At 60.5% G+C, this 23,287-nt stretch carries 26 protein-coding genes; 13 read left to right on the plus strand and 13 right to left on the minus strand.

From position 1 onward, the window contains the following. Positions 1-29 precede the first annotated feature (29 nt). Both AC1RMF_RS00415 and AC1RMF_RS00420 read right to left on the minus strand, forming a co-directional pair. Complete coding sequence (locus tag AC1RMF_RS00415; RefSeq protein WP_342618125.1) at positions 30-248, minus strand: hypothetical protein; 219 nt, start codon at positions 246-248, stop codon at positions 30-32. 12 nt (positions 249-260) lie between these two features. Then, positions 261-410 carry a lmo0937 family membrane protein gene (locus AC1RMF_RS00420; protein ID WP_342618124.1) on the minus strand — a complete coding sequence of 50 codons (150 nt, stop codon included), beginning with the start codon at positions 408-410 and terminating at the stop codon, positions 261-263. 257 nt (positions 411-667) lie between these two features. Between AC1RMF_RS00420 and AC1RMF_RS00425 the strand changes: the two genes are divergently transcribed. From AC1RMF_RS00425 to AC1RMF_RS00440, 4 genes are all read left to right on the plus strand, one after another. Beyond that, positions 668-1,918 carry an ABC transporter substrate-binding protein gene (locus AC1RMF_RS00425; RefSeq protein WP_493138681.1) on the plus strand — a complete coding sequence of 417 codons (1,251 nt, stop codon included), beginning with the start codon at positions 668-670 and terminating at the stop codon, positions 1,916-1,918. Between the two features lie 76 nt (positions 1,919-1,994). Next, positions 1,995-2,873, plus strand: a complete 879-nt coding sequence (locus AC1RMF_RS00430) for a carbohydrate ABC transporter permease (RefSeq protein ID WP_342618122.1) — start codon at positions 1,995-1,997, stop codon at positions 2,871-2,873. A gap of 2 nt (positions 2,874-2,875) precedes the next feature. After that, positions 2,876-3,730, plus strand: a complete 855-nt coding sequence (locus AC1RMF_RS00435) for a carbohydrate ABC transporter permease (RefSeq protein WP_342618121.1) — start codon at positions 2,876-2,878, stop codon at positions 3,728-3,730. A gap of 5 nt (positions 3,731-3,735) precedes the next feature. Continuing rightward, positions 3,736-4,809, plus strand: a complete 1,074-nt coding sequence (locus tag AC1RMF_RS00440; protein ID WP_342618120.1) for an ABC transporter ATP-binding protein — start codon at positions 3,736-3,738, stop codon at positions 4,807-4,809. 30 nt (positions 4,810-4,839) lie between these two features. Here the strand turns inward: AC1RMF_RS00440 and AC1RMF_RS00445 are convergent, their stop codons facing one another. Together AC1RMF_RS00445 and tsaE are read right to left on the minus strand one after the other, a co-directional pair. After that, on the minus strand, positions 4,840-6,243 hold the full coding sequence (locus AC1RMF_RS00445) for an N-acetylmuramoyl-L-alanine amidase (RefSeq protein WP_493138684.1): 1,404 nt from the start codon (positions 6,241-6,243) through the stop codon (positions 4,840-4,842). Beyond that, positions 6,240-6,791, minus strand: coding sequence for a tRNA (adenosine(37)-N6)-threonylcarbamoyltransferase complex ATPase subunit type 1 TsaE (gene tsaE, locus AC1RMF_RS00450; RefSeq protein ID WP_493138685.1), 552 nt, complete (start codon positions 6,789-6,791; stop codon positions 6,240-6,242). The genes AC1RMF_RS00445 and tsaE overlap by 4 nt, the downstream gene beginning before the upstream one ends. Between tsaE and queG the strand changes: the two genes are divergently transcribed. Together queG and AC1RMF_RS00460 are read left to right on the plus strand one after the other, a co-directional pair. Next, positions 6,783-7,886: a tRNA epoxyqueuosine(34) reductase QueG gene (gene queG, locus AC1RMF_RS00455; RefSeq protein ID WP_493138687.1), complete on the plus strand. Its 1,104-nt coding sequence runs from the start codon at positions 6,783-6,785 to the stop codon at positions 7,884-7,886. The two genes, tsaE and queG, sit on opposite strands and share 9 nt — an antisense overlap. Before the next feature lie 10 nt (positions 7,887-7,896). Then, positions 7,897-8,697: a cysteine hydrolase family protein gene (locus AC1RMF_RS00460; protein WP_493138689.1), complete on the plus strand. Its 801-nt coding sequence runs from the start codon at positions 7,897-7,899 to the stop codon at positions 8,695-8,697. Positions 8,698-8,720: 23 nt separating this feature from the next. Here AC1RMF_RS00460 and AC1RMF_RS00465 read toward each other — a convergent pair whose 3' ends face one another. Then, complete coding sequence (locus AC1RMF_RS00465) at positions 8,721-9,632, minus strand: AEC family transporter (RefSeq protein WP_342618115.1); 912 nt, start codon at positions 9,630-9,632, stop codon at positions 8,721-8,723. A 41-nt stretch (positions 9,633-9,673) separates the two neighbouring features. Between AC1RMF_RS00465 and xerD the strand changes: the two genes are divergently transcribed. Continuing rightward, positions 9,674-10,588: a site-specific tyrosine recombinase XerD gene (gene xerD / locus AC1RMF_RS00470; RefSeq protein WP_493138691.1), complete on the plus strand. Its 915-nt coding sequence runs from the start codon at positions 9,674-9,676 to the stop codon at positions 10,586-10,588. A gap of 14 nt (positions 10,589-10,602) precedes the next feature. On the opposite strand, the gene AC1RMF_RS00475 is transcribed toward xerD, so the two are convergent. Continuing rightward, positions 10,603-11,859, minus strand: coding sequence for an EAL and HDOD domain-containing protein (locus AC1RMF_RS00475; protein ID WP_342618113.1), 1,257 nt, complete (start codon positions 11,857-11,859; stop codon positions 10,603-10,605). Between the two features lie 62 nt (positions 11,860-11,921). Beyond that, a complete protein-coding gene (locus tag AC1RMF_RS00480; protein ID WP_493138693.1) occupies positions 11,922-12,725 on the minus strand; it encodes a ferritin-like domain-containing protein in 804 nt (267 codons plus the stop codon). A gap of 38 nt (positions 12,726-12,763) precedes the next feature. Between AC1RMF_RS00480 and AC1RMF_RS00485 the strand changes: the two genes are divergently transcribed. Together AC1RMF_RS00485 and hslO are read left to right on the plus strand one after the other, a co-directional pair. Further along, positions 12,764-13,288 carry a gamma carbonic anhydrase family protein gene (locus AC1RMF_RS00485; protein ID WP_342618111.1) on the plus strand — a complete coding sequence of 175 codons (525 nt, stop codon included), beginning with the start codon at positions 12,764-12,766 and terminating at the stop codon, positions 13,286-13,288. 41 nt (positions 13,289-13,329) lie between these two features. Further along, complete coding sequence (gene hslO, locus AC1RMF_RS00490; protein ID WP_493138695.1) at positions 13,330-14,319, plus strand: Hsp33 family molecular chaperone HslO; 990 nt, start codon at positions 13,330-13,332, stop codon at positions 14,317-14,319. 43 nt (positions 14,320-14,362) lie between these two features. Here hslO and AC1RMF_RS00495 read toward each other — a convergent pair whose 3' ends face one another. The 5 genes from AC1RMF_RS00495 to pyrG form a co-directional block, all read right to left on the minus strand. Next, complete coding sequence (locus tag AC1RMF_RS00495; protein ID WP_493138697.1) at positions 14,363-14,806, minus strand: hypothetical protein; 444 nt, start codon at positions 14,804-14,806, stop codon at positions 14,363-14,365. Between the two features lie 10 nt (positions 14,807-14,816). Next, complete coding sequence (locus tag AC1RMF_RS00500) at positions 14,817-15,092, minus strand: septum formation initiator family protein (protein ID WP_342618108.1); 276 nt, start codon at positions 15,090-15,092, stop codon at positions 14,817-14,819. Positions 15,093-15,189: 97 nt separating this feature from the next. Continuing rightward, entirely contained in the window at positions 15,190-16,473 is a 1,284-nt protein-coding gene (gene eno, locus AC1RMF_RS00505; RefSeq protein ID WP_493138699.1) for a phosphopyruvate hydratase, read from the minus strand. A gap of 58 nt (positions 16,474-16,531) precedes the next feature. Further along, positions 16,532-17,386, minus strand: a complete 855-nt coding sequence (gene kdsA, locus AC1RMF_RS00510; protein WP_342618106.1) for a 3-deoxy-8-phosphooctulonate synthase — start codon at positions 17,384-17,386, stop codon at positions 16,532-16,534. Further along, positions 17,383-19,050: a CTP synthase gene (gene pyrG / locus AC1RMF_RS00515; RefSeq protein WP_342618105.1), complete on the minus strand. Its 1,668-nt coding sequence runs from the start codon at positions 19,048-19,050 to the stop codon at positions 17,383-17,385. Before pyrG ends, kdsA begins: the two co-directional genes overlap by 4 nt. Positions 19,051-19,172: 122 nt before the next feature. Between pyrG and coaBC the strand changes: the two genes are divergently transcribed. Then, the gene (coaBC, locus tag AC1RMF_RS00520) at positions 19,173-20,393 is read left to right on the plus strand and encodes a bifunctional phosphopantothenoylcysteine decarboxylase/phosphopantothenate--cysteine ligase CoaBC (RefSeq protein ID WP_493138702.1); all 1,221 of its coding nucleotides are present in this window, start codon (positions 19,173-19,175) and stop codon (positions 20,391-20,393) included. 58 nt (positions 20,394-20,451) lie between these two features. Beyond that, entirely contained in the window at positions 20,452-20,898 is a 447-nt protein-coding gene (gene dut / locus AC1RMF_RS00525; protein ID WP_342618103.1) for a dUTP diphosphatase, read from the plus strand. Positions 20,899-20,996: 98 nt separating this feature from the next. Here dut and AC1RMF_RS00530 read toward each other — a convergent pair whose 3' ends face one another. Continuing rightward, on the minus strand, positions 20,997-21,530 hold the full coding sequence (locus AC1RMF_RS00530) for an FKBP-type peptidyl-prolyl cis-trans isomerase (RefSeq protein WP_342618102.1): 534 nt from the start codon (positions 21,528-21,530) through the stop codon (positions 20,997-20,999). Positions 21,531-21,543: 13 nt separating this feature from the next. Between AC1RMF_RS00530 and AC1RMF_RS00535 the strand changes: the two genes are divergently transcribed. Continuing rightward, a complete protein-coding gene (locus AC1RMF_RS00535) occupies positions 21,544-22,674 on the plus strand; it encodes a JmjC domain-containing protein (protein ID WP_493138705.1) in 1,131 nt (376 codons plus the stop codon). Continuing rightward, on the plus strand, positions 22,661-23,179 hold the full coding sequence (locus AC1RMF_RS00540; RefSeq protein WP_493138707.1) for a hypothetical protein: 519 nt from the start codon (positions 22,661-22,663) through the stop codon (positions 23,177-23,179). The genes AC1RMF_RS00535 and AC1RMF_RS00540 overlap by 14 nt, the downstream gene beginning before the upstream one ends. The last annotated feature ends 108 nt before the right edge of the window (positions 23,180-23,287 follow it).

A 23,287-nucleotide genomic window follows, 5' to 3' on the forward strand; every position in this document is an offset into this window, starting at 1 on the left:
TCGGGAGGTGGAGCCTGTTCAGGCTGGAGTCAAGTTTTGCGTGAAGTTGCCACCAAAAGGACACCGACACCCAGTGCGCCCAGACCCATCCAAAGCGGAATGTTGACGCGTTCCTGCTCAGTCATTTGCAAATGGATAGGGCCGATGGTGGCGGCATGGGTTTGCTTGGTATAGCTGAACCCGCCGTAGGCTGCTGCCAGCCCACCTGCGATGATGAGAAGAATGCCGATTAGCCTTGCTGTGTTCATGGTTCTTTGCTGCTAAAGAGGGCTGTTTCCGCGGATCACGCGAATCAATACAACCACGACTGCGATGACCAGCAGTATGTGGATGAAGCCTCCCATGGTGTAGGCCGTGACCATGCCCAGTGCCCAGAGCACGAGCAGAATGATTGCAATTGTTTCAAGCATCGGGATTTCCTTTTAGATGGGGTGCCATCGATGCAGTTTGCCGTGACCGGCCGGTCCTGTCCGTGTGCTGGCACACTTTGAAACTAAATGCGGCTCAGATACCATTACATTGATCGGAATCAATATATCGGTCTGTAGCTGCGGGACACTTGCTGTGTCTCCGCATTCATTACCCGCTATGGGTAGGGTGTTCTGATCGACGCAAGAATGCTCCTGAACGTGTTCAGGCTTGGAGACATAACTTTAGAGGAGTGAACATGCTGAAACTTTCGAAACTCGCCACGGCTGTGGCGTTGATGGTGGCTGGTACTGCCGTGATGGCTGGCGAAGTGGAGGTGCTGCACTGGTGGACTTCCGGTGGCGAAGCCAAATCGGTCGCGGAACTCAAGAAGATCATGCAGGAGAAGGGGAACACCTGGAAGGACTTTGCGGTCGCTGGTGGCGGTGGTGACAATGCCATGACCGTGCTCAAGAGCCGTGTGGTTTCGGGCAATCCGCCTGCCGCTGCCCAGATCAAAGGCCCAGCTCTGCAGGAGTGGGCTGCCGAAGGTGTTCTGGCCAACCTCGATCCGGTGGCCAAGGCAGAGAACTGGGATGCATTGCTGCCCAAAGTCGTCGCCGACATCATGAAATACAAAGGCAACTACATTGCAGCGCCGGTCAACGTGCACCGCGTGAACTGGATGTGGGCCAACTCCGCTGTGCTGAAGAAGGCCGGCGTCACTGCGGCACCCAAGACCTGGCCTGAATTCTTTGCCGCTGCAGACAAGGTCAAGAAGGCAGGCTTCATTGCCGTCGCACACGGTGGACAGAACTGGCAAGACTTCACCACGTTTGAATCCGTGGTTCTGGGCATTGGCGGCGCCAAGTTCTACAACGATGCACTGGTCAAGCTGGACCAGAAGGCACTGACCAGCCCGACCATGTCCAAGGCGCTGGAAACCTATCGCAAGGTACATAGCTATGTAGACCCCGCTTCGCCCGGACGTGACTGGAATCTGGCCACGGCCATGGTGATCCAGGAAAAGGCGGCCTTCCAGTTCATGGGTGACTGGGCCAAGGGCGAGTTCAGTACCGCAGGCAAGGTGCCCGGCAAGGACTACATCTGCGCCGCAGCTCCGGGAACTGACAACGCCTACACTTTCAACGTGGATTCGTTTGCCATGTTCAAGCTCAAAGATGCTGCGGCGCAAAAGGCGCAAGCCGACCTGGCCTCCAGCATCATGGGTGTGCAGTTCCAGGAAATATTCAACCTGAACAAGGGCTCCATACCGGTCCGCCTGAACATGGACATGTCCAAGTTTGACGACTGCGCCAAGCTCTCGGCCAAGGACTTCGTGAGCACCGCCAAGGCTGGTTCGCTGGAACCTTCCATTGCCCACGGCATGGCAGTGTCACCCGCTGCTGCAGGCGCCATCCAGGACGCTGTGAGCCAGTTCTGGAACGATGACAAGATCTCGGTTGCCGACGGTGTGAAGAACATCGCCAAGGCCGCCAAGACCCAGTAATCGTGTTGCAGCAAGGGGCCGCATCGCAAGGTGCGGCCCCTTGTCTGCCTGTTAAGCTCCCTCTTTTGGATTGCCCATGAAAAAGCTGGAAGACCTGTTGCCCAAACTGGTGGTGGCACCCGGATTTGTATTCGGCTTTGCCTTCATTTATGGCTTCATGATCTGGAACGGCATTCTTTCCGTTTCCAACTCGCACATGCTGCCCAATTACAGCGAGTTCGTAGGGCTGGATCAATACGCCAGACTCTGGGACATGGACCGCTGGTATGTCGCCCTCAAGAACCTGGGCATCTTCAGCAGCCTGTATGTCGGTGGCTCACTGATTCTGGGCATGGTGCTGGCAATCTTTCTGGACCAGAAGGTGCGCGCAGAAGGCTTCTTGCGCACCATCTATCTCTATCCCATGGCCTTGTCCTTCATCGTGACGGGAACGGCCTGGAAATGGATTCTCAACCCCAGCCTCGGGCTGGAAAAACTGATGCACGATTTTGGCTGGTCCAGCTTCAGCTTCGACTGGCTGGTGCAAAGCGAAACGGCTATCTACTGCGTTGTCATCGCCGGAGTCTGGCAGTCCGCAGGATTTGCCATGGCGCTGTTTCTGGCGGGTCTGCGTGGCATTGACGACAACATCATTCGGGCGGCCCAGATTGACGGCGCTTCGTTGCCCCGCATCTACTGGCGCATCATCCTGCCCATCATGCGACCGGTGATGTTCTCCATCATCCTGGTGCTCTCGCACCTGTCGATCAAGAGTTTCGATCTGGTCATGGCGCTCACGGCGGGCGGCCCCGGCTACTCCAGCGATGTGCCGGCGACCTTCATGTTCACCATGAGCTTCAACCGTGGTCAACTGGGTCTGGGGGCGGCGAGCGCCACCATGATGCTGGTGACCGTGGCCGCCATCGTGGTGCCCTATCTGTATAGCGAACTCCGCTCCAAACCCCACGAGCGCTAAGCATGAAAACCCAATCCTTTCATCGTCTGGTGGTCTACAGCTTCCTGGTCGTTGCGGCCCTGCTGTTTCTGGCCCCGATGTACGTGATGCTGGTGACGTCCTTCAAGGATGCGGACCAGATCCGCGCCGGCAACTTGATGAGCCTGCCCACGAGCATGAACTGGTCTTCCTGGCAGCTGGCTTGGGAGCAGGCTTGCACCGGCGTGGATTGCCGCGGACTGCGCCCTTATTTCTGGAATTCGGTCAGCATGGCGGTGCCGGCAGTACTTATCTCCACAGCCTGGGGCGCCATCAACGGCTATGTGCTGAGCATGTGGAAGTTCAAGGGCAGTGACGTTCTGTTTGGCTTCTTGCTGTTTGGCGTGTTCATGCCGTTCCAGGTGGTTCTGCTGCCCATGAGCCAGGTGCTTGGCTATCTGCACCTGTCGAGTTCAGTGGGTGGGTTGGTGCTTGTCCACTGCCTGGCGGGTATCGCCAGCACGACGCTGTTCTTTCGCAACTACTACACGGCCATTCCAGGTGAACTGGTGAATGCTGCGCGTCTGGACGGTGCCGGGTTCTGGCGCATCTTCTGGCGCATCGTCATCCCCATGTCCACGCCCATCATGATGGTGACCCTGATCTGGCAGTTCACCAATATCTGGAACGACTTCTTGTTCGGCGTGGCATTCAGCGGAGCCGACAGCAAACCCATTACCGTGGGCTTGAACAACATGGCCAACACCACCAGCAGCGTGAAGAACTACAACGTGGACATGGCCGCTGCCGTCATCGCCGGCTTGCCCACCATGCTGGTCTACATTCTGGCCGGTCAGTATTTTGTAAAAGGACTCACGGCCGGCGCCGTGAAAGGATAAGAACAATGGCTTCCTCTCTTGAAATCGCAGGCATCCGCAAGGTCTTTGGCAAAGGCGCTGCCGCCGTGGAAGTGCTCAAGAAAATCGACATCACGGTACCACCCGGTGAGTTCCTGATTCTTGTGGGCCCCTCGGGTTGCGGCAAGTCCACCTTGCTCAACATCATTGCCGGGCTGGAGGAGCCGACCGAAGGCTCCTTGCGTATTGGCGGACGCGACGTGATTGGTGTGGCCCCGGCCCAGCGCGACATTGCCATGGTGTTTCAGAGCTACGCTCTGTATCCGACCATGAGCGTGGAAGACAACATCGGTTTTGCGCTGGAGATGCGCAAAGTGCCCAAGGACGTGCGTACCAAGCGCATTCATGAAGTGGCGGCCATGCTGCAGATCGAGAACCTGCTGGACCGCCGCCCCTCGCAGCTCTCGGGCGGCCAGCGCCAGCGCGTAGCCATGGGGCGGGCTCTGGCGCGCGACCCGCAACTGTTCCTGTTTGATGAACCGCTGTCCAATCTGGATGCCAAGCTGCGCGTGGAAATGCGTGCCGAAATCAAGCGACTGCATCTGGTCAGCGGGATCACCAGTGTCTATGTGACCCATGACCAGATCGAGGCCATGACGCTGGGCAGCCGCATCGCCGTGATGAAGGACGGCGTGCTGCAGCAGATCGGCACACCCGACGAGATCTACCGTACGCCCATCAACATCTACGTGGCGGGATTCATTGGCTCACCGATGATGAACTTCATCGACGGGCGTGCAGAAGGCGAGGGCGCGCAAACCCGTTTCGTCTTTACCGGTGGCTCGCTAGAACTGCCCGCGCCCACGGGGCGCGCCATTACCCTGGGCCAACGCCCTGAGCACATCCACCTGGATGAAAACGCTGCTTGGCGCGGCGAGGTACTGCTGGTGGAACCCACAGGCGCAGACACCTACGTGGTGGTCAAGACGGCTGCCGGGCTGATCACGGTACGCGCTCCGGCCAATACCAAGCTCAATATCGGTGAGCACGTCGGCATGTCGGTCAGCGGCCGCCACAACAACTGGTTCGACAAGGCCACTGGCATCCGCATTGAGGCATAGACCCGCGCACGCCGCGGGCGTGCCGTCTGCTCAACTGGTCGTGCGCACCCGCGACAGCGGCGGGTTTCTGGCGAAGTAGGCTTCTATTCCGCGCATCAGCGCATCGGCCAATTTGATCTGGAACTCCTCGCTGTTGAGCTTGGCTTCTTCACTGGGGTTGCTGATGAAAGCCGCTTCCACCAGCACGCTGGGAATGTCGGGCGCCTTCAGCACGGCAAAGGCTGCCTGTTCCACCGTGCCCTTATGGAGCTTGCCCACCCGCTTGATTTCACCGAGCAGACCTTTGCCCAGCTTGAGGCTGTCGTTGATCTGGGCGGTGGTGCTCATGTCCAGCAGCGCGCGCTGCACAGTGGCGTCCTTGGCCTTGACGTTGAGGCCACCAATCAAGTCGGCCTTGTTTTCCTTGGCCGCCATCCAACGCGCTGCACTGCTGGAGGCGCCGCCTTCGCTGAGAGCAAACACGCTGGCACCCTGTGGGTCCGGGGTGAAGAATGCATCGGCATGCAGGCTGACGAACAGGTCGGCCTGCACCCTGCGTGCCTTTTGCACGCGCACACCCAGCGGCACAAAGAAGTCCGCATCACGCGTCAGGTAGGCGCGCATGGCGTTGCCCTTGACCGAGCCCTCATTGATCCGGTCGCGCAGCAAATGGGCAATGCGTAGCACCACGTCCTTTTCGCGTGTGCCGCCCGGTCCGATGGCGCCGGGATCTTCGCCGCCGTGGCCTGGGTCCAGCGCAACGATGATGAGGCGTTCGGTACCGCTGCGCAGGTCTTCGTTGTTGCGCGTGTCGGGTGCGCCAGCCACTGCAGCCGGGGCAGTTGGTTTGGTGGCTGTTGTGGGTGCGCTCGCTTCCGTCTTGGGTTTGACAGGCTTTTGTGTTTGGCGCGCCATCAGATCACCCAGCGGATCGCTGGCCGCGGTTTGGGATGCAGCGGAAGCCGGTGCAGCCGGTGGGGTCGCCGCCGCGGTGTGATCCCCGAACTTTTCGCTGATCAACGCCTCCAGCGGGTCCACCTCCTGCTCGGGGTAGAGGTCAAACACCAGCCGATGCTGGTAGGCGCCTACCGGTGTCAGGCTGAACACCTGCGGGCGGATCGGCTTCTTCAGGTCCACCACCAGACGCACGACGGTGGGGCTGAACTGGCCCACACGGATGCCTGCAATATTGGGGTCATCGGACTTGACCTTGGCCACCAGCTCCTTGAGCGTGGGGCTGAGCACCAGTCCTTCGATGTCCACGGCCAACCGCGGCGGGCTGGCGACAAAGGTTTGCCGGGCGGTGAGCGCCGTGTCGGATTCAATGGTCACGCGCGAGTATTCCGGTGCTGGCCACACGCGCACGCTCACGATGGTGGCGCCGCGCACGATGTGGGGCAGGCCCAGCGCCAGCACCACGCTGCCTGCGCGTATCAGGGCGGCGCGACGCTTCATGGTTGTGCACTTTCGCAAGACGGGGCCAAACCTTGTAGCAGTTCCTTGCCGAGTGACGTGTGGGCACTGAGCGTGACCTTGCGTGCGCCATCGGCGTCGGTTTCCAGATAGATGTCCAGGTCGGCCACGGGCAGCAGCCTAGCGGCCTTTTGCGGCCACTCCGCCAGCTTCAGGCCAGGGCTGGCAAAGATGTCGCGAAAGCCCGCGTCTTCCCATTCCTGTGGGTCGTTGAAGCGGTAGAAGTCGAAGTGGGAGACGGCACAGCGGTCCGTTTCATAGGTTCCCACAATGGTGTAGGTGGGGCTCTTGATGCGCCCGGTTACCCCCAGGGCCTGCAGCAGGTAGCGCGCCAGCGTGGTCTTGCCCGCGCCCAAGTCTCCATGCAACGTAATGAAGGCATGGCCAAGTTGTGGCTGCTGAGCCAGCGCTTGCGCAAAGGTTTGCGTAGCCGATTCATCGGCCCAGTGCAAGGTGGGCGAGGGCGCGCCGGCACGGGGTCCAAGCCCTTGGGCCGCTCCGGTTTCTACAATAGGCAGTTGATGATCCACAGCACTCCATTCAATACGGCACTGGTTGCACACATACGCGCAACGGCTCGCCAGCTTGGATTCTCCCAAATTGGCGTGAGCGGTGTGGATTTGCGTTCGGCCGAGCTCGGATTGCTCGCATGGTTGGAGCGTGGATTCCACGGCGATATGCATTACATGGCCAGCCATGGCCTCAAGCGCGCGCGACCGGCCGAGCTGGTGCCCGGCACGGTGAGCGTCATCACCGCACGCATGGACTACCTGCCGGCCACTGCGCCCGATGACTGGTCGACGCAGGAACTGAGCCGACTGCAGCGCCCGACCGAAGGCATCGTGTCGCTCTACGCCCGGGGGCGGGATTATCACAAGGTGCTGCGCAGCCGCCTGCAAAAGTTGGCCGAAGCCATAGCGCTGCAGGCAGGGCCTTTGGGCTACCGCGTATTCACCGACTCCGCCCCTGTGCTGGAGGCCGAACTGGCGGTGCGCAGTGGCCAGGGCTGGCGCGGCAAGCACACGTTGGTGCTCAACCGGGAGGCTGGGTCCATGTTCTTCCTGGGCGAAATCTATGTGGACCGCGCCTTGCCCGAATCGGCGCCGGTGCAGGAGCATTGCGGCAGTTGCAGCGCCTGCATGGACGTCTGCCCGACTCGCGCCATCGTGGCCCCGTATCGGCTGGATGCACGGCGTTGCATCTCTTACCTGACCATTGAGCATGCAGGCTCCATTCCGCTGGAGCTCAGGCCCTTGATGGGCAACCACATCTATGGCTGCGACGACTGCCAGCTGGTCTGCCCTTGGAACAAGTTTGCCAAGCGGGCTACGCTGCCGGACTTTGATAGCCGCGCGCATTTGAGCGGCCAGGGGCTGTGCCATTTGCTGGACTGGACCGAGGCGCAGTTCCTGCAGTACACCGAAGGCGGGCCGATCCGACGCATTGGACACGAGCGCTGGCTGCGCAATGTGGCAGTGGCGCTGGGCAATGCACTGCGCAACGAACCCGACTCCACGTTGCGACAAAGCATGCACGATGCCCTGCAACGCCGCGCTGCCCACGAGAGTGCCCTGGTGCGCGAACACGTGCAATGGGCGCTGGAACAGAACACAACCCTTGGCTGAAAGGACCGCTATGGCTGCCTACGACCTACTGGTGATTGACCCGCAAAATGATTTTCTGGATATCCCCCAGGCCGCGCTGCCGGTGACGGGCGCCAACGCCGATATGCAGCGCTTGGCAGACTGGCTGCTGCAGCATGCGGACGAGGTCGGCAGCATCACGGTGACGCTGGACTCCCATGCCAGCGTGGGCGTGGAGCGCACCACTTTCTGGGAGGACGCACTGGGCCAGCCGGTGCCACCTTTTACCTTGATCACGGCGGCAGATCTCGCAGCCGGAACCTACCGGCCACGCCACAAGGAATTGTGTGAGGAAGTGCTGCAGTATCTCCAGGCCTTGGAGGCGGGGGGGCAGCGCCAGTTGGTGGTCTGGCCGGTGCATTGTGTGCTGGGTACCTGGGGCCACAACATCCACACCGGCCTGTCCGAGGCGATAGCACGCTGGGAGGTGACAAGTGGCAAGACCTGCAACAAGGTGCTCAAGGGCATGCATCCGCTGACGGAACAGTACAGCGCCTTTCGTGCCGAAGTGCCGCGGCCGGACGACGCACGCACCCAGCTCAACCAAAGCCTGCTGAATACGCTGGCCGCAGGCTCACACTCTTTACTGGTGGCGGGTGAGGCATTGAGTCATTGTGTGGCCGCTTCCGTGGACGACATGATGGCCCACCTGAGCGCAGCACGGTTGTGGCAGACCGTGCTGTTGACCGACTGCATGAGTCCGGTGACTGGGTTTGAAGCGGCTGGTCAGGACTTCCTGCAACGGGCCCGTCAAAACGGCTTGCGTACAGCTGAGTTGCAGACCCTGGCGTAGGCCTGTGCCAGTTGCCAGCGTGGCTACAGCTGCCGCAAGACACCCAGCGCAAAAGGCAGGCTGAGCATGCCCAGCACGGTAGACAGGGTGACCAGCCCGGCCACGTAGGCACCGTCATAGCCCATGCGTGCGGCCAGCACGTAGCCGGTGGGGGCCGTGGGCAAGGCGGAAAAAGCCAGCAGGATGGTGGTCTGCAAGGCTGACAGCCCATACCACCGTGCCAGCGCAAAGGCCACCAGTGGCGAGATGAAGTGCCGCACCGTCAATACCGAAATGCCCAGCGCCCGGTCGCGTGTCAGCGCGCTGAACTGCATGCCTGCACCGGCGGCCATCAAGCCCATTGCCAGTGCGGCCGCGCCCACCCGTGTCACCGTGGGCTCCAGCCAAGGCGGAATATGAAAGCCCGCAATGTTTGCCAGCAGGCCCGAGGCGGTTCCAATGATCAGCGGGTTGCGCACCAGCTCGCGCAGGAATCCGCGCTCGGCGTGCCGTGCCATAGGCCACACCGCAGCCGTGTTGAAAACCGGTACGCACACACCAATCAACACGGCAATCAGCAGCAGGCCTTCAGGCCCCGCCAGCCGCTCGGCGATGGCCAGTCCAATGAAGGAGTTGAAGCGAAATCCCACCTGCGCGCAGGCCGCATGCTGGCGCTTGTCGATGTGGCGACCCAGTACTGGCAGGTAGGGCAGCACATAGGCCAGCGTGATGCCAATGGCACCCAGCGTCCAGCCCGCGCCAATCAGTCCGGAGGCGGCGCGCAGATCCAGGGTGCTCTTCACAATGGAGTGGAACAGCAGTACCGGGAACAGAAAGAAATACACCAGGGCATCCACCTGTTGCCAGACGGTGCGGTTCAGGGCCGTGTAGCGGCACACCAGAAAGCCGCACAGGATGAGGGAAAAGTCGGGAAAGAGGAGTTGGGCGTAATTCACTGCAGCGAGAATAGCAGCCTTGCCCTTACACTGCGGCACCTATGAATGCGCAACTGGTCTCCAGCCTCGAAGCAGTCGACGTCTTTATCGACGCACTCTGGCTGGAAGAGGGACTTTCCAAGAACACCCTGGCAGCCTACCGGCGAGACCTCACGCTGTATGCGCGCTGGCTGGCAGAACGTGCACGCGGCCTCAACGACAGCACCGAGACCGATCTGCAAGCCTACTTTGCTGCGCGCCATGCCGATACCAAGGCCACCAGTGCCAACCGACGCCTGACCGTGTTCAAGCGTTACTTCCGTTGGGCCTTGCGCGAGAGCCGCATTACCGTGGACCCCACGCTCAAGCTGCAATCGGCCAAGCAGGCGCTGCGCGTGCCCAAGACTTTGAGCGAGGCCCAGGTGGAAGCCTTGCTGGCGGCGCCGGATACCTCCAATGCGTTGGGCGTGCGCGATCGCACCATGCTGGAACTGATGTATGCCAGTGGCCTGCGCGTGAGCGAACTGGTAGACCTCAAGGTGTTCAACATCAGCCTCAACGACAACGTGCTGCGCGTGCTGGGCAAGGGTTCCAAGGAGCGGCTGGTGCCGTTCGGCGAGGTGGCGGCCATGTGGTTGCGCCAGTACCTGGGTGCGCCGCGTCAGGAGTTGCTGGCAGGCAAGCAGTCGCAGGACCTGTTCATCACGGTGCGTGGAGCCACGGCAGGCGAAGCCATGTCGCGTGTGATGTTCTGGTACGTGGTGAAGAAATATGCGCTGGCGGCGGGCATCCGCTCGCCCTTGTCACCGCACACCTTGCGCCACGCGTTTGCCACGCATCTGCTCAACCACGGTGCTGACTTGCGTGCGGTGCAGATGCTGCTGGGCCATGCCGACATATCCACCACCACCATCTACACCCATGTGGCCAGGGAACGATTGGCTCAGTTGCATGCGCAGCACCACCCGCGGGGCTAGGGTCTGTGCAGGCCCTAAATGGACAGCGTTTCGGCCCAGGCCAGGGCTTCCAGATGGGCCAGGTTGACCTCGCTGCTGGTCATACCCAGGGCCTTGGTTGCCGAAGCAAATGCGGTGTCATCCGAAGACTCGCAGGCCAGGGTAAGCGCCAGAAACGGCGCCAAGGGGCCGGTCTGGTGCAGCAGTGCATCAACCACCTGTTGCGGCAATGTCAGGCTGGCCAGTGCCTTGTCCATGGGCATTCCCAGCATGGTGTCCAGCAGGGAGAACACACCGGCCACAAAGGCGTTGTCGCTTTCTTCCGGAGGCAATTTCTGCAGCGCCAGCAATTCCATCAGGCGGCCACGCACCACGGCGGTGGTGCCCACCGCGGGCGGGGTATCGCCGCCTAAGGAGGTGGTCATCAACAATGCCGCCCATTTGAAGAGTCGGTTCAGGCCTAGCAACATCACAGCGTGCTTGAACGACGTGACTTCGGTGCGCATGCCAAAACCGGCTGAGTTGATGAAGCGCAGCAGGTTGAACGACAGCATGGGGTCGTGCTTGAGCACGGTTTCGATTTCGTCGGTGCTGGCTTGCTTGCGCACCAAGTCGATGAGGCGCAGGATGTTGGCCTGCGACGGACGCACACTTTGCCCTTCGACGATCACGGGCTTGGCAAACCAGAAGCCCTGGAACAGCTTGACGTCCAGCCCTTCGACCATGGCGTATTGCTTGTGGGTTTCCACCTTTTCCGCAATGAGGCGCGCCGTGGATTTGGCCTGAGCCAGTTTGACAAACCCGGCTATCGCCTCGGCCTTGAGCACGGACAGATCAAACTTGATGAATGAGGCCAGTGGCAACCATGATTCATAGGACTTGGTCAGCACCGAATAGTCAAAGGCCAGACGAAAGCCACGGCGTTGCATTTGTTGCAGATTGGGCAAGTGGTTTCCGATCTGGTCGATCTGCGACAGCGGCAGGGGCGGGATTTCCAGCACCACATGTTCGGGCTCTACCAGGTCCAGATGTCCGGCAGCCAGACTCTCGTGGGTGCAGTTCACGAAAATGGTCTTGCGGCTGGCCAGCGAGTCGTATTCGGCCAAGGACAAGGCATTGAACAGGAGTTGTGCATCGCTGGCGGCGGTGTGTTCGCTGGATTGCATGGAACGATCGAACAGTTCGTATCCGAATACGGTCCGTTTTTCGTCCAGGATCGCTTGCCGCGCAATCACCCGGTTTCCTCCGTGAGGCTGGGCGTTCAGCGGACTGGGACTCAGGTTATCTGGCATGTGTGACAGGGGTGGGCAGTTATCCGAACCATTCTAGACGTAGTGCGCTCAAATGGCATGGATTACAGAGGTGCTGTTGGCAGGGCATCGAGCTCCTGCTGGCTGAAGCCGGCTCTCTTGCGCGCTTCCAGATTGAAGGGCGGTTTGAGGCTGGGGCCACCATACTGACTGCTGGCCTGGGCATAAAAAAGGTGGCTGTCCAGCCCTTTTCGCTCGCACAACCAGTGGTACCAGTGATTACCAATGGCCACATGGCCTACTTCTTCCCGCAAGATGACATCCAGGATGGCGACCGCTTCCAAGGCCGCAGGGGAGCCGACCTTGCGCAGTTTGGTCTGGATGATCGGTGTTGCGTCCAGCCCACGCGCTTCCAGCGTTCGCGGCACCAATGCCATGCGGGCGGTCACGTCATGGCGCGTGTTCTCGGCCATAGTCCACAGCCCATCATGCGCAGGGAAATCTCCATAGGCATGGCCCAAACCAGCCAGATGGTCGCTCAACAGCTGGAAGTGTTTGGCCTCTTCCTGCGCCACGTGCAACCAGTCCAGGTAATAGGCGTCGGGCATGTCGGCAAAACGCCAGATCGCATCCAGGGCCAGGTTGATGGCATTGAATTCGATGTGCGCAATGGAGTGAATCAGCGCGGCATGGCCATCGGGCGTGTAGGGCGAACGGCGCGGCACATCCCGTGGTGACACCAGCTCGGGTTTGGTCGGGCGACCAGGGGATGTCGCGGAGTCAAAACGTATCTGGGGATCAATGGGCAGGTTCGCCTGCGGCTGCGCCAAGTCTTGCACGGCCAGTACCTTGGCACCGGGGTCGGCGCACAGGAAAGCGGCGCGTGCGCCAAAGCGGATGTCAGTCATCCCTACAATTCTAGGCAAACCAGAAAGCAGGAGAACCGATGGCCATCTACGAATTGAACAGCATTGCACCCCGTGTGGCGGAGGGAGCCTGGGTTGCCGACAGCGCGCAGGTCATGGGCAACGTGGAGCTGGGCCAGGACAGCAGCGTGTGGTTTGGCGCCGTCGTGCGTGGCGATACCGAAGGGATCCGCATAGGCCGTGCTACCAACATCCAGGACGGCAGCGTGCTGCATGCCGATGCAGGCGAGCCGCTGACCATCGGCGATGACGTTACCGTGGGCCACATGGTCATGCTGCATGGCTGTACCGTGGGTGATGGCTCTCTGATCGGCATAGGCGCGATCGTGCTCAATGGTGCGAAAATCGGTAAGGGCTGCATTGTTGGGGCTGGTGCTCTGGTAACCGAGGGCAAGGAGTTCCCGGACGGCAGCATGATCATTGGCAGTCCGGCCAAGGCGGTGCGTGAACTCACGCCCGAGCAGCAACGGGGTTTGCGTGCCACCGCGAAACACTATGTGGACAACGCCGCACAGTTCCGCAGCGGCCTCAAGAGAATCGGATAACCCGGGCAGCTGTCAGGCTGCCCTCACATTGGGAGTGGTGCATGTCTGAACTGCACAAGTTTTTATTTGACGGGCTGCCAGTGCGCGGCATGGTGGTACGCCTGACGGACGCATGGACCGAAATCCTGCGGCGGCGCGCCAGCAACAGCCAGACTGGCGCCTATGCGGAGCCTGTGCGCAATCTGCTGGGTGAGATGACTGCAGCAGCGGCACTGATGCAGGCCAATATCAAGTTCGACGGATCACTGGTTCTGCAGATCTTTGGCGATGGTCCGGTCAAGGTGGCGGTGGTGGAGGTGCAGCCTGATCTGTCGCTGCGGGCGACGGCTACCGTGACGCAAACGGTGGCTGACGACGCAAGCCTGAGCCAGATGGTCAATGCCACCAACAAGGGGCGCTGCGCCATTACCCTGGATCCCAAGACCAAATTCCCCGGTCAGCAGCCCTATCAAGGCGTGGTGCCCCTGTTTGACGACCACGGCAAACCGATTGAAGACCTGAACGCAGTGTTGGAGCACTACATGCTGCAAAGCGAGCAGTTGGACACCACGCTGGTGCTGGCAGCAGATGATAAAGTCGCTGCCGGTTTGCTGATCCAGCGCCTGCCCATGGCCGGAGCGAGCAACCTGGCGGGCAGCATGGTCTCCAAGGAAAACGAAGACCAGATCGGCATGAACGAGCACTACAACCGGATCGCCACACTGGCGTCCAGTCTCAAGCGCGAAGAGCTGTTGACCCTGGACGTGGACACCATTCTGCGTAGGCTGTTCTGGGAAGAGAGCATTACCCGCTTCGAGCCGCTTGTGGGCGAAAGTGCTCCACGTTTTGGCTGCAACTGCAGCCGCGAGCGTGTCGGCAAGATGATTGTGAGTTTGGGGCGCGAAGAGGTCGAGGAAATCCTGGCCGAGCGTGGTGACATCGAGGTGGGTTGCGAGTTCTGCGGATTGCAGTACCGCTTTGATCCGATCGATGCAGCGCAGCTTTTCGTGGATGCCATTCAGCTGGGCAGCGGCAGCGCCGACGCCCATTGACGGGCGTAGGCCGACCCCGGCTTGTCCTGTAGATGCGAGGACTTCAACGGTCTCGCAATAAGTTGCTGAAGAGCTGATGCTCGCAATCCGGATCGGAGCACTTTTCGCATGCCCAGAGCCAGCGGCTGACGGGTTGTTGCAAACCGTTGGTGATGCGCAGGTGAAATCGAATGGACATCAGCGCGTTGTCGCTGCGTGCCTTGCCTTGTCCATAGACCAGAGAGTAGGGTAGACCGTACCGGGACAGCGCGTCCCTGAAGGTCTGATCCAGGGCGCCCAAACGCGCATGGTCTGCGGAGGCTGGCAGCAGATCCAGTCCGGTCAGCAAGGTCAGATCAAAGAGTTGTCGATGCTGGCGGGCTTCATCGTCATCTGAAGGCGCGACCTGCAAGACGGTGGGGGATACAGCGTGCTGCAGCGCTGCAGCCAATGTGGATTTGCCAGTGCCGGGTACTCCCAGAATGGCGAGGCGAGGGGGCTCTGACACGGCCGCTGGCCTAGCGGGCGATCTGCACGAAGATTTCGTTGTTCTTGACCATGCCCAGTTCGCTGCGGGCTTTTTCCTCGACGATCTCCAGACCTTCTTTCAGGTCCCGGATCTCGGCACTCAGGCGGTCATTGGCCAAGGCTGCCTGTGCATTCTTGACCTTCTGGGCTTCCAGCTGGTACTGCAGCTTGCTCACATTGCGTACGCTGCCGCGGCCAAACCACAACTGCCCGTGCAGCACCAGCAGCAGGGCAATCAGAACAACGGGAACCAGGCGGTTACTCATTCAGTGGAGATGTTTCGCCGCAGGGCCGCCCCAAGGCGAAACGCGGCCCCCTAGGGGGGCAGCGAACGACTCGAAGAGCGAGAGCGTGGGGGCCACGTTACTTGAGGTTGTAGAACGCGGAGCGTCCAGGGTACACAGCCACATCGCCCAAGTCTTCTTCGATGCGCAGCAACTGGTTGTACTTGGCCATGCGGTCAGAGCGGCTCAAGCTACCGGTCTTGATCTGGCCGGCATTGGTGCCCACGGCAATGTCGGCAATGGTGGAGTCCTCTGTTTCACCGGAACGGTGGCTGATCACGGCGGTGTAGCCGGCGCGCTTGGCCATTTCGATAGCGGCGAAAGTTTCAGACAGTGTGCCGATTTGGTTGATCTTGATCAGGATGGAGTTGGCAATGCCCTTGTCGATGCCTTCCTTCAGGATCTTGGTGTTGGTCACGAACAGGTCGTCACCCACGATCTGCACCTTCTTGCCCAGACGGTCGGTCAGCAGCTTCCAGCCGTCCCAGTCACCTTCGGCCATGCCGTCTTCGATGCTGATGATGGGGTATTTGTCGACCCAGGTGGCCAGGATGTTGGTCCACTCTTGCGCGTCCAGCACCAGGCCTTCGCCTTCAAGGTGGTACTTGCCGTCCTTGTAGAACTCGGATGCGGCGCAGTCCAGGCCCAGGGCAATCTGTTCACCCGCCACGTAGCCGGCCTTGTCGATGGCTTCCAGAATCATCTGGATGGCGGCTTCGTGGTTGGCCACGTTGGGGGCGAAGCCGCCTTCGTCACCCACGGCAGTGCTGATGCCCTTGTCGTGCAGGATTTTCTTGAGTGCGTGAAACACTTCGGCGCCGTAGCGCAGGGCTTCACGGAAGCTGGGAGCACCCACGGGAATGATCATCAGCTCTTGCAGGTCCAAATTGTTGTTGGCATGCTCGCCGCCGTTCATGACGTTCATCATGGGCACAGGCATCTGTACTGCGGCCATGCCGCCAAAGTAGCGGTAGAGCGGCAGGCCGGCTTCTTCTGCAGCTGCGCGGGCCACAGCCATGGACACGGCCAGCATGGCATTGGCGCCCAGGCGGGACTTGTTCTCGGTGCCGTCCAGATCGATCAGGGTCTTGTCCAGGAAGGACTGCTCGGAAGCATCCAGGCCCAGCACCGCTTCGGAGATTTCGGTGTTGATGTGCTCCACCGCCTTGAGTACACCCTTGCCCAGGTAACGCTTCTTGTCGCCGTCACGCAGTTCAATGGCTTCACGTGAGCCGGTGGACGCGCCGCTAGGCACAGCCGCACGGCCCATGGTTCCGGATTCCAGCAAAACATCGCACTCCACCGTGGGGTTGCCACGGGAGTCCAGAATTTCGCGGCCTACGATATCAACAATTGCGCTCATGGATTTTTCTTTCTAGAACAAAACAAACAAACTATTGGCGACTCTGATCTTGCACCCATTACTGGAAATTGTTTTCCAGAAACGGTGTCTTTTTGGTTACGGAATCCAGTGCCACCAGGGTTTCCAGCAATGCCTTCATGTGCTTGAGCGGTACCGCATTGGGGCCGTCGCTCAACGCCTTGCTGGGGTCTGGATGGGTTTCCATGAACAACCCGGCCACACCCACGGCCACAGCCGCACGTGCCAGCACCGGCACCATCTCGCGCTGGCCGCCGCTACTGGTGCCTTGGCCGCCCGGCAGTTGTACCGAGTGGGTGGCGTCGAACACTACGGGTGCGCCGGTTTCCCGCATGATGGCCAGTGAGCGCATGTCGCTCACCAGATTGTTGTAGCCAAAGCTGGCGCCGCGTTCACAGGCCATGAAGTTGTCTTCATTCAGTCCGGCCGCCTTGGCGGCAGCACGGGCTTTGTCGATGACATTCTTCATGTCACCCGGTGCCAGGAATTGGCCCTTCTTGATGTTGACGGGCTTGCCGCTCTGCGCCACCGCATGGATGAAATCGGTCTGTCGGCACAGGAAGGCGGGCGTCTGCAACACGTCCACTACAGACGCGACCTGGGCAATCTGGTCCTCCGAGTGGATGTCCGTCAGTATCGGCACACCCAGTTCGCGCTTGACCTTGGCAAGAATCTCCAGCCCCTTGTCGATGCCGGGGCCGCGAAAGCTGGTGCCGCTGGAGCGGTTGGCCTTGTCAAAGCTGCTCTTGAAGATGAAGGGAATGCCCAGCGCCTGGGTGATTTCCTTGAGCGTACCGGCCGTGTCCATCTGCAATTGCTCGGACTCGATGACGCAGGGGCCCGCGATCAGAAAGATGCGGTGTTGCAGGCCGACGTCGAAACCACACAGTTTCATGCGGCAACTTTCAAGTTCTTGCCCTGGGTCTGGTGGTCCAGAGCAGCTTTCACAAAGGCATTGAACAGCGGATGGCCATTCCAGGGAGTGGACTTGAACTCGGGGTGGAATTGCACGCCGACAAACCAGGGGTGCACGCTTTGCGGCAGTTCGACCATCTCGGTGAGTTGCTCGCGCTGTGTCAGCGCAGAGATCACCAGGCCGGAGGCGCGCAGCTTGTCCAGGTAATTGACGTTGGCTTCGTAGCGGTGGCGATGGCGCTCGGTCACCACGTCGCCGTAGATGTCGTGCGCAATCGTGTGTTGGGCCACGTCGGAACTTTGTGCACCCAGGCGCATGGTGCCGCCCAGGTTGGAGTTCTGGTCGCGCGTCTTGATGGTTCCGTCCGCGTCTTTCCACTCGGTGATGAGGGCGATGACGGGGTTGGGGCTTAGCGGATCGAACTCGGTGCTGTTGGCGTCCTTGAGGCCGGCCACATGGCGGGCAAATTCGATGGTAGCAACCTGCATACCCAGGCAAATGCCGAGGTAGGGCACCTTGCCTTCACGTGCAAAGCGGGCCGCTGCAATCTTGCCTTCGATGCCACGCTTGCCAAATCCCCCGGGGACCAGAATGGCGTCAAAGCGCGCCAGCTGGGACACGCTGTCGGGCGTGATGGTTTCGGAGTCTACGTATTCGATCTTGACCTTGACGTGGTTCTTCATGCCAGCGTGGCGTAGCGCTTCGTTGAGCGACTTGTAGCTGTCCGACAGGTCCACGTACTTGCCGACCATGGCGATAGAGACTTCACCTTGCGGATGCTCGGTCTCGTAGACCAGATCGTCCCAGCGCTTGAGGTTGGCAGGCGGTGTGTTCAGACGCAGCTTGTCGCAGATCAGGCCATCCAGGCCTTGCTCGTGCAACATGCGCGGCACCTTGTAGATGGTGTCCACATCCCACATGGAGATGACGCCCCATTCGGGCACGTTGGAGAACAGCGAAATCTTTTCGCGCTCTTCATCGGGCACCTTGCGGTCGGCGCGACAGATCAGGGCGTCGGCCTGGATACCAATCTCGCGCAATTGCTTGGCCGTGTGCTGGGTCGGTTTGGTCTTGAGCTCACCGGCTGCGGCGATCCAGGGCAGGTAGCTCAGGTGCACAAACGCACTGTTGTTGGGACCGAGCTTGAGGCTCATCTGGCGCACGGCTTCGAGGAAGGGCAGGGACTCGATGTCACCCACGGTGCCGCCGATTTCGACGATGGCCACATCGACCGCATCGGGTTCGCCGTAGCGCGCGCCGCGCTTGACGAACTCCTGGATCTCGTTGGTGACATGGGGAATGACCTGCACGGTCTTGCCCAGGTAGTCGCCACGGCGCTCCTTGTCGAGCACGCTCTGGTAGATCTGGCCGGTGGTGAAGTTGTTGGATTTACGCATGCGCGTTTCAATGAAACGCTCGTAATGGCCCAAGTCCAAATCAGTTTCTGCGCCGTCGTCGGTGACGAAGACCTCGCCATGTTGCAGGGGCGACATGGTTCCAGGGTCTACGTTGAGATAGGGGTCGAGCTTGATTAAAGTGACTTTGAGGCCTCGCGATTCCAAGATCGCAGCTAAGGAGGCTGAGGCGATTCCCTTGCCAAGGGAGGACACCACACCGCCGGTGACGAAGACAAATTTGGTCATGTCAGGGGCGAACCGAAAGGTTCGATGAGGTGGTAAAGCGAGATTATACGTGTGCCCGCACGACCCTTTGACGCTCTGCTACATTGCAGCCCATCTGTATACCGCGCCCAGGCGCACACACCATGGACTTGAACGGCAAACATATTGTTCTGGGGCTCACCGGCGGCATCGCGTGCTACAAGGCTGCCGAGTTGTGCCGTGCGCTGATCAAGCAAGGCGCCACGGTGCAGGTGGTCATGACCGAGGCGGCGGCCCAATTCATCACGCCGGTGACCATGCAGGCGCTGAGCAATCGGCCGGTATTCACCTCGCAATGGGATGCGCGTGAGCCCAACAACATGCCGCACATCAACATCAGCCGTGAGGCCGATGCCATTCTGATAGCCCCCTGCAGTGCCGACTTCATGGCCAAGCTCCTGCACGGACGTGCGGACGACCTGCTCAGCCTGATGTGTCTGGCACGTCCCATGGATCGCGTGCCTCTGCTGATTGCTCCGGCCATGAACCGCGAGATGTGGGCGCATCCTGCTACGCAACGCAATATGACGCAGCTCAAGGCCGATGGCGCCACGTTGCTCGGCGTGGGCAATGGCCTGCAGGCCTGCGGCGAGACTGGCGATGGCCGCATGCTGGAGCCGCAGGAATTGTTACAGGATGTGATTGCGTTCTTTCAGCCGAAGGTTTTGGCGGGGCACCACGTGCTGGTGACTGCTGGCCCCACGTTTGAAGCCATTGATCCCGTGCGCGGCATCACCAATCTGTCCAGCGGAAAGATGGGCTTTGCCGTGGCACGGGCAGCACAGGAAGCCGGTGCCACGGTGACACTGGTTGCCGGGCCGGTGGCACTGGCTACGCCACGCGGTGTAGACCGTATCGACGTGGTTTCAGCACAGGACATGTTGGACGCATGCCTGCGACAAGCACCACTTGCCAGCGTTTTTGTCGCTACTGCGGCCGTGGCCGATTGGCGTCCGGAAAACTCAGCCCAACAGAAGATCAAGAAGGACGGTTCGGGCCAGGTGCCGCAACTTGGATTTGTGGAGAACCCGGACATTCTGGCTACGCTTGCGAAATCTGCGCGCGCGACCAGCGGGGCTTTGTATTGCGTAGGCTTTGCCGCAGAGAGCCATGATCTTCTGGCCCACGCAACGGCGAAGCGCGCGCGCAAGAACGTGCCCCTGCTGGTGGGCAATATTGGTCCTGCCACGTTCGGCCAGGATGACAATGCCTTGCTGCTGGTGGATGCCAACGGTTCGCGCGAAATTCCGCGCAACAACAAACTTGCGTTGGCACGGCAGCTGGTGGCCGACATTGCCGCCCGCCTGGCCAGCGCGACCGCTTGAATACTCAAGGGGCGCAATTCGCCTCTTTTTCCGAATCATTTCACTGAAAAGAACAAGCATGCAAATCGACGTCAAAATTCTCGACAGCCGCCTCAACGACAACATGCCGGCCTATGCCACACCCGGAAGTGCGGGGCTGGACTTGCGCGCCTGTCTGGATGAGCCGCTGACGCTGCGCCCCAACGCCTGGCAACTGGTTCCCACCGGAATGGCCATTTATCTGGCAGACCCCGGTTATGCAGCGCTCATCCTGCCGCGCTCCGGTCTGGGCCACAAGCACGGCATCGTGCTGGGCAATCTGGTGGGACTCATTGACAGCGATTACCAGGGCCAACTGATGGTGAGCGCCTGGAATCGCAGCTCCACCGCCTTCACCATCGAGCCCATGGAGCGAATCGCTCAACTGGTCATCGTGCCGGTGGCGCAGGCCCGCTTCAATATCGTTCAGGAGTTTCCTGCTTCCCAGCGCGGGGAGGGTGGGTACGGCTCTACTGGGAAGAATTGATACACCCCTGTTGCGGCTCACTGCGTGTAGCCGCCTCTCCCCTTGCAGGGGACAAACCCAGTGGCCCGGCGGAGCCGGTTCCACGGGTTTTCTGATGGCTAGTGGAGGGTGTCGTCGCCGGGGACTTCGGTGTGCAGGGGCTGGATGCGGAAGAAGCCGGTGCCGGCGGAGCCGCGGCCGATTTCTTCTTCGGTGGCTTCACGCACGGTGTGCACGTTGAGTGTGATGCGAATGGCAATGCCGGCCAGTGGGTGGTTGCCATCCAGCACGACGTGTTCCGGGTAGATATCGGTGATGGTGTAGAGCGCGTCCTTGGGCGCGTCGGGGTTGCATCCCGCAGGCAGAGCGGATCCTTCCATGGTCAGGCCTTCTTCCAGGTCGGCGGGAAAGAGCGCACGCGGCTCCAGAAAGATGAGCTGGTCGTTGAAATCGCCAAACGCCTGCTCCGGCTCAATCTGCAGATTGAGTGTGGCACCGGCACTGTGGCCCTGCAGCGCTTCCTCGATCGTGGGGAACAGGTCATGGCCGCCGATCAAAAACTCCACCGGATCGTCCAGCACGTCCAGTTCTTCGCCCAAAGTATCTTTCAGCGTCCAGGTCAGGGCAACCACGCATTGTTGAGAAATTTCCATGCAGAATTGTCCCATGAACATAAAAAACCCTCTACAGCTGCTGGGCGGCTTGTCACCAGATACCTTCATGCGCCGTTACTGGGAGAAAAAGCCCCTGCTGATTCGCGCGGCCATTCCGGGCTTTGCGCCCTTGCTGGACCGCGCCGAGTTGGTCGATCTGGCTGCGCAGGACGATGTGGAGTCGCGCTTGGTGGTGCAGGCGCAGGCCGACAAGCAGGGCAAATGGCGTCTCAAGCACGGCCCTTTCGCGCGCAAGTCACTGCCGCCTTTCAAGCAGGCAGGTTGGACGGTGCTGGTGCAGGGCGTAGACCTGCATGACGAGCGCGTGCACCAGTTGATGCAGCAATTCCGCTTCATCCCCGATGCGCGACTGGATGATCTGATGATCAGCTATGCCACGGACGGCGGTGGCGTGGGGCCGCACTTTGACAGCTACGACGTGTTTCTGTTGCAGGCCCATGGGCGTCGGAGATGGCGCATCGGACGCCAGAAGGACATGAGCCTGGTGCCGGACATGCCGGTCAAGATACTGGCCAACTTTATACCGGAGCAGGAGTTCGTGCTGGAACCGGGCGACATGTTGTACCTGCCGCCGCACTATGCACACGATGGCATTGCGGTGGGCGAGTGCATGACCTATTCGATTGGTTTTCGGTCGCCAGCCAAAGGTGAAATGGCGCGGGAGCTGCTGCAGTGCTTGGCCGAGCAGGCGGCTGATGAGGCGGGTACTGCAATCTATCGCGATCCGCAGCAGCAGGCCGTCAGCACCAGCGCGGAAATTCCGGCAGCCATGGTGCAGTTTGCCCAGGAAGCGCTGCAGGCAGCACTCAAGGACCCGTTGGCATTGCAGCGCTCGTTGGGTGAAATCCTGACCGAACCCAAAGCCCATGTGTGGTTCCATGCAGGTGAATCCAGCCAGGGCGGTGGCGTGCGTCTGGACCGGCGCACGCGCATGCTGTATGACAGCAAACATGTCTTCATCAATGGCGAAAGCTTCCGCGCTGCTGGCAGCGATGCTCGGCTAATGCGTTCGCTTGCGAATGCCCGGGAACTGTCGGCTCGGGATGTGGAAAAACTCAGCGAGCCTGCGCAGGATCTGCTGATGCAATGGTGCGAGGACGGATGGTTGCATGGTCTCGACTGAAGCCACTGGCGATGGCACCCCGGCACCTTTGCTGCAGGGGCCCTTTGCAGGTCCGTCGGCATTTGCAGATGCTGTTCGCGGTGCCTTGCTGCATGCCGCTACAGCGCAGTGGTCTGAAATGATATGGAGCGACGCCAATTTTGAAGATTGGCCTTTGCACGAGAAAGCCACCATAGACGCCCTGAACGCCTGGTCGCGCAAGGGCCGCAAACTCACGCTGCTGGCCCATCGTTTCGACGCCATGCGCCGCGTCCACCATCGTTTTGTGGAGTGGCGTATTCGCTGGGATCATCTGGTGGAGTGCCGCGTATGCAAGGGTGTGGAGCCATCGGAATTCCCCAGTGCACTGTGGACGCCTACCTGGGCACTTCGGCGCCTTGATTTGGTGCGCAGTACGGGAGCGGGAAGCACGGAGCCACGCATGCGGCTGTTATTGCGCGAGGAATTGGAGGAGCGTAAACGCCAAAGTTCACCAGGTTTTCCGGCCAGTACCTTGGGTTTATGAGGTGCCGGAAAGGGTTTTCCCTGTACGCCTGTTGCGCTTATGTATAATTCGGGGCTCTGACAAAAAGAGATCGAATGCTTCTTGTCGGGGTCTTGGGGGCTTGCCACC

It is taken from the genome of Rhodoferax sp. GW822-FHT04A08 (genome assembly GCF_058801025.1).

Bases quoted from the DNA above. Each gene is read 5' to 3' on its own strand.
- AC1RMF_RS00535 (WP_493138705.1), top strand. From the start codon at position 21,544: ATGAACATAAAAAACCCTCTACAGCTGCTGGGCGGCTTGTCACCAGAT.
- AC1RMF_RS00415 (WP_342618125.1), bottom strand. From the start codon at position 248: ATGAACACAGCAAGGCTAATCGGCATTCTTCTCATCATCGCAGGTGGG.
- AC1RMF_RS00540 (WP_493138707.1), top strand. From the start codon at position 22,661: ATGGTCTCGACTGAAGCCACTGGCGATGGCACCCCGGCACCTTTGCTG.
- AC1RMF_RS00475 (WP_342618113.1), bottom strand. From the start codon at position 11,859: ATGCCAGATAACCTGAGTCCCAGTCCGCTGAACGCCCAGCCTCACGGA.
- AC1RMF_RS00485 (WP_342618111.1), top strand. From the start codon at position 12,764: ATGGCCATCTACGAATTGAACAGCATTGCACCCCGTGTGGCGGAGGGA.
- AC1RMF_RS00445 (WP_493138684.1), bottom strand. From the start codon at position 6,243: ATGAAGCGTCGCGCCGCCCTGATACGCGCAGGCAGCGTGGTGCTGGCG.
- AC1RMF_RS00430 (WP_342618122.1), top strand. From the start codon at position 1,995: ATGAAAAAGCTGGAAGACCTGTTGCCCAAACTGGTGGTGGCACCCGGA.
- AC1RMF_RS00435 (WP_342618121.1), top strand. From the start codon at position 2,876: ATGAAAACCCAATCCTTTCATCGTCTGGTGGTCTACAGCTTCCTGGTC.
- AC1RMF_RS00420 (WP_342618124.1), bottom strand. From the start codon at position 410: ATGCTTGAAACAATTGCAATCATTCTGCTCGTGCTCTGGGCACTGGGC.
- AC1RMF_RS00460 (WP_493138689.1), top strand. From the start codon at position 7,897: ATGGCTGCCTACGACCTACTGGTGATTGACCCGCAAAATGATTTTCTG.
- kdsA (WP_342618106.1), bottom strand. From the start codon at position 17,386: ATGAAACTGTGTGGTTTCGACGTCGGCCTGCAACACCGCATCTTTCTG.
- eno (WP_493138699.1), bottom strand. From the start codon at position 16,473: ATGAGCGCAATTGTTGATATCGTAGGCCGCGAAATTCTGGACTCCCGT.
- AC1RMF_RS00440 (WP_342618120.1), top strand. From the start codon at position 3,736: ATGGCTTCCTCTCTTGAAATCGCAGGCATCCGCAAGGTCTTTGGCAAA.
- coaBC (WP_493138702.1), top strand. From the start codon at position 19,173: ATGGACTTGAACGGCAAACATATTGTTCTGGGGCTCACCGGCGGCATC.
- AC1RMF_RS00480 (WP_493138693.1), bottom strand. From the start codon at position 12,725: ATGACTGACATCCGCTTTGGCGCACGCGCCGCTTTCCTGTGCGCCGAC.
- AC1RMF_RS00425 (WP_493138681.1), top strand. From the start codon at position 668: ATGCTGAAACTTTCGAAACTCGCCACGGCTGTGGCGTTGATGGTGGCT.
- pyrG (WP_342618105.1), bottom strand. From the start codon at position 19,050: ATGACCAAATTTGTCTTCGTCACCGGCGGTGTGGTGTCCTCCCTTGGC.
- xerD (WP_493138691.1), top strand. From the start codon at position 9,674: ATGAATGCGCAACTGGTCTCCAGCCTCGAAGCAGTCGACGTCTTTATC.
- AC1RMF_RS00500 (WP_342618108.1), bottom strand. From the start codon at position 15,092: ATGAGTAACCGCCTGGTTCCCGTTGTTCTGATTGCCCTGCTGCTGGTG.
- queG (WP_493138687.1), top strand. From the start codon at position 6,783: ATGATCCACAGCACTCCATTCAATACGGCACTGGTTGCACACATACGC.
- hslO (WP_493138695.1), top strand. From the start codon at position 13,330: ATGTCTGAACTGCACAAGTTTTTATTTGACGGGCTGCCAGTGCGCGGC.
- AC1RMF_RS00530 (WP_342618102.1), bottom strand. From the start codon at position 21,530: ATGGAAATTTCTCAACAATGCGTGGTTGCCCTGACCTGGACGCTGAAA.
- dut (WP_342618103.1), top strand. From the start codon at position 20,452: ATGCAAATCGACGTCAAAATTCTCGACAGCCGCCTCAACGACAACATG.